This window comes from Sphingomonas sp. URJC2 (assembly GCF_059803575.1).
In genome coordinates, this window is the sequence record NZ_JAPFGX010000001.1 from 1 (window position 1) to 14,790 (window position 14,790).

A 14,790-nucleotide genomic window follows, 5' to 3' on the forward strand; every position below is an offset into this window, starting at 1 on the left:
CATCGCCGGCTGGCGCGCGGCGGTGGCGGCCCCCGATTATGGCCGGGCGGTGGCGGAACCGCTGCTCGCCGGGCATGGCGCGGCGGCAGCGCTGGTCGCGGGCGGCGCGGACCGGTTTGCCATTGCCGGCTGCGATCCGCCCTATGCGATCCCGCATGTCGAGATCCGCCATCACACCGCGCCAGCCGCCTATCCGATCGGCTATGTGCGCGGCGCGGCGCATGGCTATGGCTGTTTCTTCACCGAAAGCTTCATCGACGAACTGGCGCGCGCCGCCGGCATGGACCCGTCGATCTTTCGCACCGCCATGCTCGGCCCGTCGCCACGCCTTGCCCGCTGCCTGGCGATGGCGGCGACGCTTGCCGGCTGGCAGGGGGGCGCTGCCGGCACCGGGCAGGGGCTGGCCTGTCACAGCGCATTTGGCAGCCATGTCGCGGTGATCGCCGAGGCGCGGGCCGAGGGCGGGCGCGTGCGCGTCGACCGGCTGAGTGCGGTCGTCGATGCCGGGCGGATCATCAACCCCGATATCGCGCGCCAGCAGGTCGAAGGCGCTCTGCTGTTCGGCATGGCGCAGGCGCTGGGGGCGGCGGCGTCGTTCACCGCCGGGCGCATGGCGGCAGAGCGGCTGGCCGACCTCAACCTGCCCCGGCTGGCCGACACGCCCGAAATCAGCATCGAAATCCTCGACAGCGACGAGGAACCGGGCGGGATCAGCGAACTGGCGGTGCCGCCCGTTGCGCCTGCGATTGCAAACGCCCTGTTCGCGGCGACCGGACGTCGCTATCGGACTCTTCCAATCCGAACGGAAGGTGCATGAGGCCGACAGACCATCCCCCGATCGCGCCCCGCCGCGTGGGCGTGCTGCTGATCAATCTCGGCACGCCCGACGCGCCGACAGTGCCGGCCGTGCGCCGCTATCTGGCCGAGTTCCTGTCGGACCGGCGCGTCGTCGAGATTCCGCCGGTGATCTGGCAGATCATCCTGCGCGGCTTCATCCTCAACACCCGGCCGCAGAAATCGGCCGAGGCCTATCAGCTGGTCTGGACGCCCGACGGGTCGCCGCTCGCCGCGCTGACGAAGCGGCAGGCGGACGGGCTGGCGGGCGCGTTCGGCCCGGACGTGATCGTCGACTGGGCGATGCGCTACGGCAATCCTTCGATCGAGGACCGGCTGCGCGCACTCAAGGATCAGGGCTGCGAGCGCATTCTGTTCGCGCCGCTCTATCCGCAATATTGCGGCGCGACCACGGCGACCGCGAACGACAAGGCGTTCGCCGCACTCGCGCGGCTGCGCTGGCAGCCGGCGATCCGCACCCTGCCGCCTTATTACGACGATCCGCTCTATATCGCCGCGCTCAAACAGTCGCTGCTCGACGGGCTGGCAAAGCTCGATTTCGAGCCGGAGGCGATCGTCACCAGCTTTCACGGGATGCCGCTGCGCACGCTTGAGCTGGGCGATCCCTATCATTGCCATTGCCAGAAGACCGCGCGACTGCTGTCGGAAGCGCTCGGCCGCCCGGTGCGGGTGTCGTTCCAGTCGCGCTTCGGCCGCGCCAAATGGCTGGAGCCGGCGACCGACGAGGTGCTGGAGGCGCTGCCCGAACAGGGGGTGCGCCGGGTTGCGGTGATCGCGCCCGGATTTTCGGTCGACTGTATCGAGACGCTGGAGGAACTGGCGATCCGCGGCCGCGAGAGTTTCGAGGAAGCGGGCGGCTCGCATTTCGCCTATCTGCCCTGCCTCAACGACAGCGCGGTCGGCATGGATTTCCTGCGCACTTTACTTGCGCGTGAACTTGAAGGCTGGGTGAGCGCCGCCTAATCCCGACCAGAAGCCTTGCACAAATCAAGTCTTTGATAACGGGGAGAGGGACGACATGGCGCGAGTGGCGATCGTAACCGGCGGGACGCGGGGCATTGGCGAGGCGATCAGCCTTGCGCTCAAGGATCAGGGCATGACCGTTGCCGCCAATTATGCCGGCAACGACGAAAAGGCCCGCGCCTTTACCGAGCGCACCGGCATCCGCGCCTATAAATGGGACGTTGGCGACTATCAGGCCTGTCAGGACAGCGTGGCGCAGGTCGCCGCCGATCTCGGCCCGGTCGATGTGCTGGTTAACAATGCCGGCATCACCCGCGACGGCACGATCCTGAAAATGACGCTCGAGATGTGGGAAGAGGTGATCCGCATCAATCTGGGCGGCTGCTTCAACATGGCGAAGGCGGTGTTTCCGGGCATGCGCGACCGTAAATGGGGCCGGATCGTCAATATCGGCTCTATCAACGGGCAGGGCGGCCAATATGGTCAGGTGAACTATGCCGCCGCCAAATCGGGCATTCACGGCTTTACCAAGGCGCTGGCGCAGGAAGGCGCGCGGGTGGGCGTGACGGTCAATGCGCTCGCGCCCGGCTATATCGATACCGACATGGTCGCTGCGGTGCCGGCCGATGTGCTGGAAAAGATCGTCGCCAAGATCCCGGTCGGGCGGCTGGGTCAGGCGCATGAGATTGCGCGCGGCGTCGCCTTTCTGTGCTCCGAAGATGCGGGCTTCGTCACCGGATCGACGCTGTCGATCAATGGCGGCCAGCATATGTACTGACCCGGCGATGGTCGCCGGACCGGTCAAGCGATCGATCACCATTGCCGGCCATCCGACGTCGATCAGCCTCGAGCCTGTCTTCTGGACCGCGCTCGAGGGGGCGGCGGCGGCGGCGGCCCTGCCGCTGTCGGCGCTCGTCGCGCGCATTGACGCGCAGCGGATCGCCGCTGCCAATCCCCCCAATCTTGCCAGCGCGATCCGCGTCTGGCTTTTTGAGCGGGCCCTGGCCGCCGCGCCCGACGCGACCGGCCAGATCAATCCCGCCCAGCCCAGCTAGGACCCCATCATGCGTGTTCTGACCCATTTCCTCCTTGCCTCGGTGATGACAGCCCCCATGACGATTTCTTCTGCTCAGGCCGCCCCGGCCGACGCCCCGATCGCCTATCCCCGCACGGAGGCGCAGCCGCTGGTCGAGGAGAAATTCGGCGTGAAGGTCGCCGATCCCTATCGCTGGCTGGAAAATGACGTGCGCGAGGATGCGCGGGTGCGTGACTGGGTGACCGCGCAGAACAAGGTCACCGATGCCTATCTGGCGACGCTGCCGGCGCGCGCGACCTTTGCCCGGCGGCTGACCGAGCTGTTCAACTATGAACGTGTGTCGCCGCCGGTGAAGCGTGGCGGGCGCTATTTCTATGCCCGCAATGACGGGCTGCAGAATCAGGCGGTGCTCAATGTCCGCGACCGACTCGACGGGCCGGCGCGGGTGCTGATCGATCCCAATGGCTGGGCCAAGGACGGGGCCACCGCGCTGGCCGAATGGCGGCCGTCGGACGATGGCCGCTATCTGGTCTATGCGGTGCAGGACGGCGGCACCGACTGGCGCACCGTGCGCGTGCTCGACGTCGAAACCGGCAAGGATCTGCCCGACAGCGTCGAATGGGTGAAGTTTTCCAATCTCGACTGGGCGAAGGACGGATCGGGCTTTTTCTATTCGCGCTTTCCGCAGCCGGCGAGCGGCGGCAAATTCCAGGCGCTGAACGAGAATCAGCAGGTCTATTTCCACCGGCTGGGCACGCCCCAGTCCGACGACCGGCTGGTCTATCGCACGCCCGACCGGCCGCGCCTCAACCATATTGCCGAGGTCAGCGACGACGGCAAATGGCTGATCATCACCTCGTCCGAGGGGACCGATGACCGTTACGAGATCACGCTGGTCGATCTGTCGCGCCCCGATGCCGCGCCGCGCACGCTGATCAAGGGGCTGGAGCATAGCTGGAACTATGTCGGCAATCAGGGCAGCCGGTTCCTGTGGACGACCAACAAGGGCGCGCCGCGGCTGAAGATCGTCGCGCTCGACATTGCCGAGGCCAATCCGGTGCCCCGCGACATCGTGCCCGAGGACAAGGCGACGCTGGGCGGCGCATCGGTGATCGGCGGGGTGCTGATCGCGTCCTATCTGGTCGATGCCAGGACCGAGGTGCGGCGCTACCGCCCCGATGGCACGCTGATCGGCAAGGTCGCGCTGCCGGGCATCGGCACCGCCGCCGGCTTTGGCGGCAAGGCTGATGATCCCGAAACCTTCTTCGCCTTCACCAGCTTTGCAACGCCGACGACGGTGTTCCGCTATGATGCGCGGTCGGACATGGCGCAGGTCTGGGCGCAGCCGCGCCTGACCTTCAAGCCCGATGATTTCAAGGTCGAGCAGCGCTTCTTTACGTCGAAGGACGGCACGCAGGTGCCGATGTTCATCGTCCGCCGCAAGGATGTGACCGGGCCGGCCCCGACGCTCATGTATGGCTATGGCGGGTTCAACATCAGCAACACGCCGGCTTTTTCGGCCGGGCGGCTGGCCTGGATCGAACAGGGCGGGGCGTTCGCGCTCGTCAACCTGCGTGGCGGCGGCGAATATGGCAAGGCGTGGCACGACGCCGGCCGGCTGCTCAACAAGCAGAATGTGTTCGACGATTTCATCGCCGCCGGCGAGTTCCTGATCCGCGAAGGCGTGACCGGCAAAGGCCAGCTGGCGATTCAGGGCGGGTCCAATGGCGGGCTGCTGGTCGGCGCGGTCACCAACCAGCGCCCGGACCTGTTCGCCGCCGCACTGCCGGCAGTGGGGGTGATGGACATGCTGCGGTTCGACCGGTTCACCGCCGGGCGCTACTGGGTCGATGATTATGGCTATCCGTCGAAGGAAGCGGATTTCCGCAACCTGCTGACCTATTCGCCCTATCACAATGTCCGCAGCGGCACCGATTATCCGGCGGTGCTCGTCACCACCGCCGACACCGACGACCGCGTCGTGCCGGGTCACAGCTTCAAATATGTGTCGGCGCTGCAGGCAGCGGCGATCGGGCCGCGCCCGCATCTGATCCGCATCGAGACGCGGGCCGGCCATGGCGCCGGCAAGCCGACCGACAAGATCATCGCCGAAACCGCCGATCAATGGGCGTTCATCGCCCGCTGGACGGGGCTGACCGTCCGCTGAGGCACGGCCGGGCCGGGGGCTGTTGCCGCCCGGCCCGGTTCATCGCCGGGTCAGCCGCCTGCGCCTAATCCATTCCCGACTGGCAGCTGTCCGGGATGATGGTGCGATGAAGAACTGGGTGCTGATGCTGGCCGTGGCGGGCCTGGGCGTGACGGCGGGGATTGCCGCGCCGGCAACCGCACAGGCGGTCGATCCACGGCTGTCGCGCGAACTGGGCCGGGCGGTCGGCGAGGCCGCCGTGCAGGCCGAGCGCGCCGCCGACGAGATGCGCGCCGCCGCGCGCGAAGCGGCCCGTGGTGCGCGCGACGGCTATGCCGAGGCGCGGGGTGCCGACGCACGCGATTCTGGTCCCCGCGGTGCCGGCGGGCCGCCGCCGGTGCTGACCGAGGATGACGCCGCCGAGGCCTGTGCGCTCGCCGCCGAGGATGAAGGCTATGCGCTTGCCCGGCTGGCGAGCGTCCGGCAGATCAGCCGCGTCTGGCCGGTCACCGATGGCGCGCGGGCGGGGGAAGGCAGCAATTGGGGCGTTGAGGGCGTGATCGAGCTGCGCGACAGCTGGCGCGCGCCGCGCGGGCGCGAGATGAGCTTTCGCTGCATGATCGCGGGCGGCGAGGTCGTTGACGTCACCCTGCGCGATTTCGTCGCGCGGCGCTGATCGCGCGGGACGGCGCGGCCGCCCTTGGGGGCTTTTCACCCCGGCTTCGTCCCCCTATCAGCCGGCCATGGAAAGCCAGCCTCACGACTCCATCCTCATCGTCGATTTCGGCAGCCAGGTGACGCAGCTGATCGCGCGCCGCGTGCGCGAGGCCGGCGTCTATTGCGAAATCGCGCCGTTCAACAGCGCCGCCGCCGCCTTTGAGAGGCTGGCCCCCAAGGGGATCATCCTGTCGGGCGGCCCGTCGTCGGTGATGTGGAACGACAGCCCGCGCGCGCCGCAGCATTTCTTCGAAGCCGGGCTGCCGATGCTCGCCATCTGCTATGGCCAGCAGACGATGGCGCACCAGCTGGGCGGGCAGGTCGCGCCGTCCGAAAACCGCGAATTCGGCCGTGCCTTTATCGAAGTGGTCGGGCGCAGCGCGCTGTTCGACGGCCTGTGGTCCGAAGGCGAACGCCATCAGGTGTGGATGAGCCATGGCGACCGGGTGGAGGCGCTGCCCGAGGGGTTCAGCGTCGTCGCCCGCTCCGAAGGCGCGCCCTATGCCATCGCGACCGACGAGGCGCGGCGTTTCTATTCGATGATGTTCCACCCCGAGGTGGTGCACACGCCCGATGGCCACAAGCTGCTCGCCAACTTTGCCCGCCATATCTGCGGCTGTGCGGGCGACTGGACGATGGCCGAATATCGCCAGACCAAGATCGCCGAGATCCGCGCCAAGGTGGGCGAGGGGCGGGTGATTTGCGGCCTGTCGGGCGGCGTCGATTCGGCGGTGGCGGCGGTACTGATCCATGAGGCGATCGGCGACCAGCTGACCTGCGTGTTCGTCGATCACGGCCTGATGCGCCAGGGCGAGGCCGATCAGGTCGTCAGCCTGTTCCGCGGCCATTACAACATCCCGCTCGTCCATGTGAACGCCGAGACGCTCTTCCTGTCGGGCCTTGCGGGGCTCGATGACCCGGAGGCCAAGCGCAAGTTCATCGGCAAGACCTTTATCGACGTGTTCGAGGATGAGGCAAAGAAGATCGGCGGGGCCGATTTCCTGGCCCAGGGCACGCTCTACCCGGATGTGATCGAAAGCGTCAGCTTCACCGGCGGCCCGTCGGTCACGATCAAGAGCCACCACAATGTCGGCGGCCTGCCCGAGCGGATGAACATGAAGCTGGTCGAGCCGCTGCGCGAGCTGTTCAAGGACGAGGTCCGCGCGCTCGGCCGCGAGCTGGGGCTGCCCGACGTGTTTGTCGGCCGCCATCCCTTTCCGGGGCCGGGCCTCGCGATCCGCATTCCGGGCGCGGTCAGCAAGGACAAGTGCGACATCCTGCGCAAGGCCGACGCCATCTATCTGGAAGAAATCCGCAATGCCGGGCTGTATGATGCGATCTGGCAGGCATTCGCCGTGCTGCTGCCGGTCCGCACCGTCGGCGTGATGGGCGACCACCGCACCTATGAACATGTCTGCGCGCTGCGCGCCGTGACCTCGGTCGACGGCATGACCGCCGACATCTATCCGTTCGACGCCGCCTTCCTCGCGCGCGTGGCCACCCGCATCGTCAACGAAGTGCAGGGCATCAACCGCGTCGTCTACGACTTCACCTCCAAGCCGCCCGGCACGATCGAGTGGGAGTGACGGGAAACGGATACTGGGGGCGGGTCTGGCGTAGAGTATCGTAAGGAATAGAGTATTTCTTGGCCGTGGATGCCATTGGCAACGAGCGAGTAAGGGCTGACGATTGCTGATGTCATTCACCTTTGCTGGCTGCGGGGCATCCTGGCGCCGCCGGACCCATGCAGCCAAATACCAGCCGCTCCAAAAGGTCAGCTGTCGCTGCCACCTCTTCTGATGCGAAGGGATCGCGGCCCGACAGGCGGCGATATTCCGGGGCCAGCGTAAACACCGATGCGGAAAGACCGACGATGGCGTAATAGAGCCGGATCGGATCGGTCAGCAGCGGGTTGGCCACGGGCGCCATCGATTTGACGGCGGAGAACAGGCGGCGGCTGTAACTGTCGACCAGCCAGGCCAGGCGGTCGGTTTCGCTGCGGCCTTCATTGGTCATGATCCGGTGCAGTTCCGGAAATTCGGCGCAGAAATGCACGAATGCACGCACGGTGGCCCTGGCCACAACGTCCGATGCCTCGCCTGCCACTTCGGCAGCAGCGGCGGCCAACCGGGCCTCAGCATGCTCGAACAGATCGGCCATGACTGCCCGCCACAAGGCGTCCTTCGACGGGAAGTGATAGAGCATTGCGGTGTGCAGCACACCGGCTTGAGCGCTGATCGCGCGCAGGCTGGCGCCCTCGAAGCCGTGCGTCGCAAAGGCGCCACGCGCCGCCAGCAGCATGCGTCGCTGCCCTTCATCACTGCCGGGTTTCGAAGTCTTTGCCTTGCCCATTGCCGGTACGCTGGCTGTGCCGGCACCCCAAGTCAAGGTATCTTGACCACATGGTCAGAATCCGTCAATTATTGACCAACTGGTCAGAATATGTGGAGCAGAGCATGAAACGCGCGGTAGCATGGCTGGCACTGGCCACGGGCGCATTGGCCCTGGCGGCGCTGTTGGCATTCCAGTTCCTGCCCGGCGTCCAAGACCGCGTGTTCGCCGCGGGAGCTCGCCGTCAGCTGGCGCGCGCAAGCCAGTTGCCCACCGATGACGATGCCATGCGCGTGTTGCTGTGCGGCACCTCCAGCCCACTTCCACTCAGGCAATCGGCCAAGGCATGCACGTTGGTCGTTGCTGGCGGGCGGCTGTTCATTGTCGACATCGGGCCGGAAGCTTCCGAAAATCTCGCGCTGTGGCGGGTGCCGACGCCCAAGGTCGCAGCGGTGTTCCTAACCCATTTCCACAGCGATCACATCGGCGAACTGGGCGAGATCAACATGCAGGGCTGGGCGCAGGGCCGTACCCGCCCATTGGACGTCTATGGCCCTGCTGGCCTGACCGAGGTGGTGGCTGGCTTCAATGCCGCCTATGGCTTCGACCGGCAGTATCGCAACGCCCACCACAGCCATGGAAAGGGACTGCTGCCGCTGGACGCGGCCGTGATGATCGCCCACCCGGCCGATTTCGTGCAGCCCGGCGATGTGCCATCCGGGCGCACGCAGGTGGTGTACAACCAAGGCGGCGTGACGGTCACCGCCATCGAGACCGACCATCGACCGGTGGCCCCGGCCTTTGCCTATCGCTTCACCTACAAGGGCCGGTCGGTGGTCATCACCGGCGACACGGTGTTCAACCCCGGCCTCACCCGCGCTGCCAAGGGCGCTGACGTGCTGGTGAGCGAGGCGCAGGCTCATCACCTGCAAGACATCATGGCGAGCGAAGCCGCCGCTATCGGCCAGACCACTCTGGCCAGCGTACTGAAGGACACCAGCCGATACCACATCAACCCGGTGGAGGCGGCGCGGCTGGCCAACCAGGCCGGCGTGCGCGAACTGGTCTACACCCATGTGGCGCCGCCGCTGGTGTTCGGCCTGTTGAAAACCCCCTGGCTGCGCGGCGTATCGGATGTGCGGAGCAGCGGCGTCACCGTGGGGCGGGATGGCATGCTCATCACCATTCCGCTGGATGGCAGTGCCGTCCGCTTCGACCAGCTGGAAGGGTGAGCGCATGAGCCGGCCCTTTGCCATCATCGTCGGTGCCGGCCCGGTTGGGCTGATGCTTGCCAATCTGCTGGGTCTGTCGGGCGCGCGCATTCTGGTGCTGGAACGCCGTACCGAGCCGTTCACCGTGCCGCGCGCCATCGCCTATGACGCCGAGACTCTGCGCCTGTTCCAGAAAATCGGTTTGCTCGAACCGTTGGAGCCGACGCTCGAACGCGACGTGCCGGTGGTCTATTTCAACGGCAATGGCCGCGAATTGATGCGCATGTCGCGGCCCGAACAGCCCTATGGGCACAGCCAGTTGGGCAGCTTTTACCAGCCCGAATTGGAAGCCGTGCTGCGCGATGGGCTGGCACGGATTCCTCATGTCGAACTGCGCATGGGTGCCGCCGTTACTGGCCTGAGCCAGGATGTGGGCGGCGTGCGGGTGGCCTACACGACAGCGGATAGCGAGCGCCACCTTGCCGAGGCGGACTATCTGATCGGCTGCGACGGCGGGCAGAGTTTCGTGCGCGATGCCGCCGGCATCGGGTTCGGGGGCGATACGTTTGCGGAAAAATGGCTGGTCGTCGATTGCATCGATGAAGGTTACGGCGTGCGCGAGATGCAGTTCTTCTGCGATCCCGCCCGTCCGGCACTGACACTGCCGGTGTCGCGCGGGCGGCGGCGCTGGGAATTTCTGCAAATGCCGGGCGAGACCAGCGCCGAGCTTGAGCGCGAGGAGACGGTGCGCCGCCTGATCGCCGGCTATGCGCCGAACGACCGCTCGATCATCGAACGGGCCGCCGTCTACACCTTCCACGCCCGCTATGCCGATCGCTTTCGCCACCGGCGCGTGCTGCTGGCCGGCGATGCCGCGCACGTGAACCCGCCCTTTGCCGGGCAGGGCCTGAACGGCGGTCTGCGCGATGCGCAGAATCTGGCCTGGAAGCTGGATCTCGTCCGGCGCGGCATTGCGGACGACGCGCTGCTCGACAGTTATGAGACCGAACGCCGCCCACATGTGAAGGCGATGACGGACTTTGCCATAAAATTGGGCGGCACCATCATGCCCACCGCTCGCTGGCGCGCCACCATGCGCGATCTGTCGATGGCGGCGATGCAGCTCGTGCCGGGCCATGTCGATCATGTCGACAGGGGCGGGATGCTCCCGCGCCCGCGCCTTGCTGATGGTGCCGTCTGTTCCTCGGCGCGCGCGGCCGGCCGCATGCTGGTGCAGCCACGCATCGGTGAGCAGTTGCTGGACGAAATCACTGGCCCCGGCTGGGCAGCAGTTGGCGTGGGCGTTGATCCCGCCACCGGCCTGCACCGCGATGATCTTGCGCTGCTGGAACAACTTGGCGCGCAGCTGGTGATGGCCGATCATGCGGCACTGGCCAAGCAGGTGGGGCAGCGCCGCATCGCCATCGTGCGCCCCGATCGCTTCATCGCCGATGTCCTCAGCGACGATGCCGCCACGCCGCGCCTGGGTTGGCTTCGCGGCGCCCTCGCCCTGAATGCCGGAGCCCCGACCATGATCACCCCCGCCGCCGATCCCCGCTTGGCCCGCGCCGAGAATCCGGTGGCAAAGGCGCAGGACCTTGCCTTTGTGATGTTCGGCCGGCCCGACCTTGACATAATGGAGCGTTTCCTCGTCGATTTCGGTCTGAAACGCGTCGAGCGCCGGCCTGACCGGCTGGTGATGCGGGCCGCCCGCGGCCCCGGCCCAGCCCACGTTACGGTGCAGACAAAAAAGCCGGGCTTCATCGGCCTGGCGTTGCGCGTGCGCAGTGAGGCAGATCTGGAAGCGCTTGCCCGACTGCCCGGTGCTTCAGCCATCGAACCGCTCGACCTGCCCGGCGGTGGCCGCCACGTACGCCTCACCGATCCGGCCGGGTTCCAAGTGTGGGCGGTTGCCGGGCAAGCGACTATCGGGGAAGACCCGGTGCGCAGCGCAACCCCCGCCAACACGCCGCAGCGGCTGGAGCGCGTCAACGATTTCGCCCGCGCGCCCTTGCAACCAGCCACCGTGCTGCGCGCCGGACATTGCGTGTTGGGCGCGGTCAACTTCTTCGCCACCGCGCGTTGGTACATAGAGACGTTCGGATTGATCCCATCTGACGTGCAGTGCCTTTCCGCCGATGATGCCGCGCTGGCTTTTATGCGCTGTGACCGCGGTGATGATCCCGCCGATCACCACACGGTGGTGGTAGCGCAGAATGTTGCCAACGGTTTCAGCCATGCCGCGTTTGAAGTGATTGATCTGGACGACGTGGCGTTGGGCCAGGAATGGCTGCTGTCGAAGGGCTGGCGCCATGCCTGGGGCCTGGGTCGTCATGTGCTTGGCAGCCAGATCTTTGATTACTGGCGCGATCCGCACGGCGACAAGCTGGAGCATTATGCCGATGGCGACCTGCTGAGCGCCGACTTGCCCACCGGCTATAGCCGACTGACGTCGAGCAGCCTCTACCAGTGGGGTCCACCAGTGCCAGCCGATTTTGAGAAGCCGAAAATCACGCCCGCCCTGATCGCCACTGCCATCCGAAACATCCGCGCCAGCCCGGAACTGGATGTCGCCCGCCTGCGCCGCCTGCTGGGCGCAATCAGCGCGCCGTCGCGCTCCTGGATGAATTGAGGAACCTGTCATGCCGTTGAATGTTGCCCGCATCGAAGCTGCCGGCCAGATTCTCTGGGCCGTGGACGGTCCCAAGGGCCTGCGTCGCCTGTCTGGCAACTATCTCACCACCCGCGCCTTCTTCGAACAGGGCGGGCCAGACGATGCCGCGGCGGCGATGGCAACCGGCGAACTGGTCACGGCCGATCGCGTTTTGAGCCCGGTCACGCAGGACGCGCGGTTCGTGTGCCAGGCCACCAACTATGCCAGCCATGTGAAGGAAGTGGGCGGTGATCCGGCGGCGATCGTCAACAACGTCATCTTCACCAAGGCGTCTTCCTGCATCGTGCCGGCCGATGCCGACATCATCCGCCCTTCCCACGTGAAGCTGCTGGATTATGAGATCGAACTTGGTCTGGTGCTGAAGCGCGGCTGGGACCGGCCGCAAATGATCAGCGAGGCCAATCTTGCCGACTGGATCGGCGGACTCGTCATCGTCAACGACGTGACGGCGCGGGACGTGCAGATCAGCCACATGCAGTTCCATAAATCGAAAAGCTATCGCACGTTCGGCCCCGTAGGCCCGTTTCTGGTGCTCCCCACGCCGGCCGAACTGGCGCGTTGGCGCGAACTGGAACTGATACTGGCCGTGGACGGCGAGGAACGGCAGCGCAGCCTGGCCGGCGACATGATCTTCAAGCCGGCCGAGACGCTGGCAGAACTGACCCGCATCATGGATCTTTCCCCCGGTGACCTCATCGCCACCGGTACGCCGGGCGGGGTTGCTCTGCATCCGCCGCCGCCGCTGGTCCAGGCCATCGCTGGCTTCCTGTCTCCGGCGAAGCGCTTCGCGATGTTCATGAAGGGCCAGCTCAAGAAGCCACATTATCTGCGCGATGGGCAGCTGATCACCTCCAGTATCCGCACCGGCGATGGGAGCATCGATCTCGGTCGGCAACAGAATCGCGTCAGGGCTGCGTGATGGTTGTCTTGAGTTCCGTGCAGGGAAATCGCTCAAGTGCCCAACAGCCTCATTTCGCCAAAACGCGGCAAAATCCATCACCTTCGAGAACCAAAAATGCTTGGCAGTCTCGAGCCTAAAAAGCCGGCGATTCCACCTCGAATCGACTGACTTTAAGCTGCAACAGCCTGAAGTCGATTAATCGCTTCCGCCTGCTGCTGTCGCGAGACGCAGGTGCATAACGAACCGCGCATTTTCGTCCCAGACAAGCGTGCCTCCTGCGCGTGCGACAATAGTGCCGGCTATCGCCAGCCCGAGCCCTGAGCCGTTGGATTTTTCGCCTTTGGCAAATCGTTCGCGCATCCGTTCACGGTCAACTTCGGGCACGCCAGGGCCTTCGTCGGCGACGCTGATGGTCACGCTTTGCTCATTGGTGGTGAGGGCGATGGTGATGGCTCCGCGCCCGTGGTGCAGGGCGTTGCTCACCAGATTGCGCAATGCCTCGTCAAGATCGGGGGCCAGCACCGTTGCCGATGGCTCCGCTTCAACCACGAAGTTGCGGTCCAACTGGTCTGCCAGGGGCAGAAACTCGGCCGCGATCTCCCGGCACAGCCGGGCCGCATCGATCACCTGCGTGTCGGCACCGGCCGCGCGCACGGCATCAAGCCGGGCCATGGCCAGCAGCTGGCTGATCGAACGCTGCATCCGGTCAAGGTCTGCCGACAGGCCCGCGATGTCCACCGGGCTGCCGGCGCTGGCCTGGTCGAGGCGCAATCGGGCTGTGGCCAACGGCGTGCGCAGCGCGTGGGCGGCGTCGGCGGCGAGACGGCGTTCGTTCAGATAGGCGTCGGCAAGCCGGTCAAGCGCCTGGTTGGTTGCCAGCACGAAGGGCCGGACCTCTTCTGGCAGACCGGCGGGATCAAGCCGCATGTCAGGCTGGCCAGGCCCAATGTGCTGCAATTGCTGGACCGTATTTGACAGCGGTCGCAGGCTCCAGCCCGCTACCAGCACCCCGGCCAGCGGTGCGATCACGGCGAACGGCAGCAGAACCAGCAGCAGTTCGGCATACTCGACATGGGCGGGGTCGAGCGTGTCGCCAGCCTCGATCTCTTTCAGTTCGATGGCGACAAAGCCCAGAGTCACGATAGCCGCCACCAGGATGATGGCCCCGATTGACAGTCCGATACGGCGGCGCAGCGAGCTCACGCGCTTGCCCCCGCCATCACCATTCGCCAACCGATGCCGCGCCGGTTCTCAATCAGGAATCCGCCGGGCGCCAACCGTTTGCGCAGCCGTGAAACGATGGCTTCCAGCGCATTGGGGCTGACGGCTTCGTCGAGGGTGTAGAGCCTGTCCTGCACGACATCGCGGATAACGACGCTGGGCATCGCTTCCAGCAGCAAGCGGAGGAGCGCGAATTCACGGCGGCCCAGATCAAGCGGCTCATCAGACAGCCAGGCCTGCCCTGAGCCGGTTTCGAGCCGCAGGGCGCCGCGGGTCAGAACGGGCGGTTGACGTTGGCCGGGGCGGCGTAGCAGGGCGCGCAGGCGGGCTGCCAGTTCATCCAGATCATAGGGCTTCACGACATAATCATCAGCGCCAGCGTCAAGCCCGGCGATGCGATCCTCGACGTCGCCGTAGGCGGTCGCAACCAGCGCTGGCACGCCATAGCGCGCCAGCGTCGAAAGCAGGCCAAGGCCTTCGCCATCGGGCAGGCGGCGATCGACGATGGCGGCATCGAAGCGTGCCACTTCCAGACAATCATGGGCTGCGGCCAGCGTGGCGACAGCATCGACCACGAATCCGCGCCGCTGCAGGCCGCTGGCGGCCAGCACGCGCAGGTCCGTTTCGTCTTCGACCAGCAGGATGTGCATGGCCTACGGAATAGCAGCCGGCTGGCCCAGCGCACAGCCCGTCAGTGTAACGTCAGCCTTGGCTGCTAGGGGGGTGTGCATGCCG

13 protein-coding genes are annotated in these 14,790 nt (G+C 66.2%); 10 read left to right on the forward strand and 3 right to left on the reverse strand.

Features of this window, described 5'->3' with window-relative positions:
• From OPU66_RS00005 to guaA, 7 genes are all read left to right on the forward strand, one after another.
• Positions 1–817, forward strand: an 817-nt coding sequence (locus OPU66_RS00005; protein ID WP_498551548.1) for a molybdopterin cofactor-binding domain-containing protein, incomplete at its 5' end; no start/stop codon positions are given.
• Positions 814–1,818, forward strand: coding sequence for a ferrochelatase (gene hemH, locus OPU66_RS00010; protein ID WP_498551549.1), 1,005 nt, complete (start codon positions 814–816; stop codon positions 1,816–1,818). The genes OPU66_RS00005 and hemH, both read left to right, overlap by 4 nt.
• Positions 1,819–1,873: 55 nt before the next feature.
• Positions 1,874–2,596 (forward strand): acetoacetyl-CoA reductase, encoded by a 723-nt coding sequence (phbB, locus tag OPU66_RS00015; RefSeq protein ID WP_498551550.1) that lies wholly within the window; start codon positions 1,874–1,876, stop codon positions 2,594–2,596.
• Positions 2,574–2,873 (forward strand): ribbon-helix-helix domain-containing protein, encoded by a 300-nt coding sequence (locus OPU66_RS00020; protein WP_498551551.1) that lies wholly within the window; start codon positions 2,574–2,576, stop codon positions 2,871–2,873. The genes phbB and OPU66_RS00020 overlap by 23 nt, the downstream gene beginning before the upstream one ends.
• A gap of 57 nt (positions 2,874–2,930) precedes the next feature.
• Positions 2,931–5,021: a prolyl oligopeptidase family serine peptidase gene (locus tag OPU66_RS00025; RefSeq protein ID WP_498551552.1), complete on the forward strand. Its 2,091-nt coding sequence runs from the start codon at positions 2,931–2,933 to the stop codon at positions 5,019–5,021.
• Positions 5,022–5,127: 106 nt separating this feature from the next.
• Complete coding sequence (locus OPU66_RS00030; RefSeq protein ID WP_498551553.1) at positions 5,128–5,676, forward strand: hypothetical protein; 549 nt, start codon at positions 5,128–5,130, stop codon at positions 5,674–5,676.
• A gap of 67 nt (positions 5,677–5,743) precedes the next feature.
• Positions 5,744–7,303 (forward strand): glutamine-hydrolyzing GMP synthase, encoded by a 1,560-nt coding sequence (gene guaA, locus OPU66_RS00035; protein WP_498551554.1) that lies wholly within the window; start codon positions 5,744–5,746, stop codon positions 7,301–7,303.
• Positions 7,304–7,415: 112 nt separating this feature from the next.
• Here guaA and OPU66_RS00040 read toward each other — a convergent pair whose 3' ends face one another.
• On the reverse strand, positions 7,416–8,069 hold the full coding sequence (locus OPU66_RS00040; protein WP_498551555.1) for a TetR/AcrR family transcriptional regulator: 654 nt from the start codon (positions 8,067–8,069) through the stop codon (positions 7,416–7,418).
• A gap of 71 nt (positions 8,070–8,140) precedes the next feature.
• Between OPU66_RS00040 and OPU66_RS00045 the strand changes: the two genes are divergently transcribed.
• From OPU66_RS00045 to OPU66_RS00055, 3 genes are read left to right on the forward strand one after another with little or no spacing between them, the layout of a single operon-like run.
• Entirely contained in the window at positions 8,141–9,280 is a 1,140-nt protein-coding gene (locus OPU66_RS00045) for an MBL fold metallo-hydrolase (RefSeq protein WP_498551556.1), read from the forward strand.
• 4 nt (positions 9,281–9,284) lie between these two features.
• Positions 9,285–11,891, forward strand: a complete 2,607-nt coding sequence (locus tag OPU66_RS00050; protein WP_498551557.1) for a bifunctional 3-(3-hydroxy-phenyl)propionate/3-hydroxycinnamic acid hydroxylase — start codon at positions 9,285–9,287, stop codon at positions 11,889–11,891.
• Positions 11,892–11,901: 10 nt separating this feature from the next.
• Entirely contained in the window at positions 11,902–12,852 is a 951-nt protein-coding gene (locus tag OPU66_RS00055; protein ID WP_498551558.1) for a fumarylacetoacetate hydrolase family protein, read from the forward strand.
• Between the two features lie 177 nt (positions 12,853–13,029).
• Here OPU66_RS00055 and OPU66_RS00060 read toward each other — a convergent pair whose 3' ends face one another.
• A complete protein-coding gene (locus OPU66_RS00060; protein ID WP_498551559.1) occupies positions 13,030–14,037 on the reverse strand; it encodes a sensor histidine kinase in 1,008 nt (335 codons plus the stop codon).
• A complete protein-coding gene (locus tag OPU66_RS00065; RefSeq protein WP_498551560.1) occupies positions 14,034–14,705 on the reverse strand; it encodes a response regulator in 672 nt (223 codons plus the stop codon). Before OPU66_RS00065 ends, OPU66_RS00060 begins: the two co-directional genes overlap by 4 nt.
• Between the last annotated feature and the right edge of the window lie 85 nt (positions 14,706–14,790).

Bases quoted from the DNA above. Each gene is read 5' to 3' on its own strand.
- OPU66_RS00050 (WP_498551557.1), top strand. From the start codon at position 9,285: ATGAGCCGGCCCTTTGCCATCATCGTCGGTGCCGGCCCGGTTGGGCTG.
- phbB (WP_498551550.1), top strand. From the start codon at position 1,874: ATGGCGCGAGTGGCGATCGTAACCGGCGGGACGCGGGGCATTGGCGAG.
- OPU66_RS00065 (WP_498551560.1), bottom strand. From the start codon at position 14,705: ATGCACATCCTGCTGGTCGAAGACGAAACGGACCTGCGCGTGCTGGCC.
- OPU66_RS00030 (WP_498551553.1), top strand. From the start codon at position 5,128: ATGAAGAACTGGGTGCTGATGCTGGCCGTGGCGGGCCTGGGCGTGACG.
- OPU66_RS00025 (WP_498551552.1), top strand. From the start codon at position 2,931: ATGACGATTTCTTCTGCTCAGGCCGCCCCGGCCGACGCCCCGATCGCC.
- OPU66_RS00055 (WP_498551558.1), top strand. From the start codon at position 11,902: ATGCCGTTGAATGTTGCCCGCATCGAAGCTGCCGGCCAGATTCTCTGG.
- OPU66_RS00020 (WP_498551551.1), top strand. From the start codon at position 2,574: ATGGCGGCCAGCATATGTACTGACCCGGCGATGGTCGCCGGACCGGTC.
- OPU66_RS00040 (WP_498551555.1), bottom strand. From the start codon at position 8,069: ATGGGCAAGGCAAAGACTTCGAAACCCGGCAGTGATGAAGGGCAGCGA.
- guaA (WP_498551554.1), top strand. From the start codon at position 5,744: ATGGAAAGCCAGCCTCACGACTCCATCCTCATCGTCGATTTCGGCAGC.
- hemH (WP_498551549.1), top strand. From the start codon at position 814: ATGAGGCCGACAGACCATCCCCCGATCGCGCCCCGCCGCGTGGGCGTG.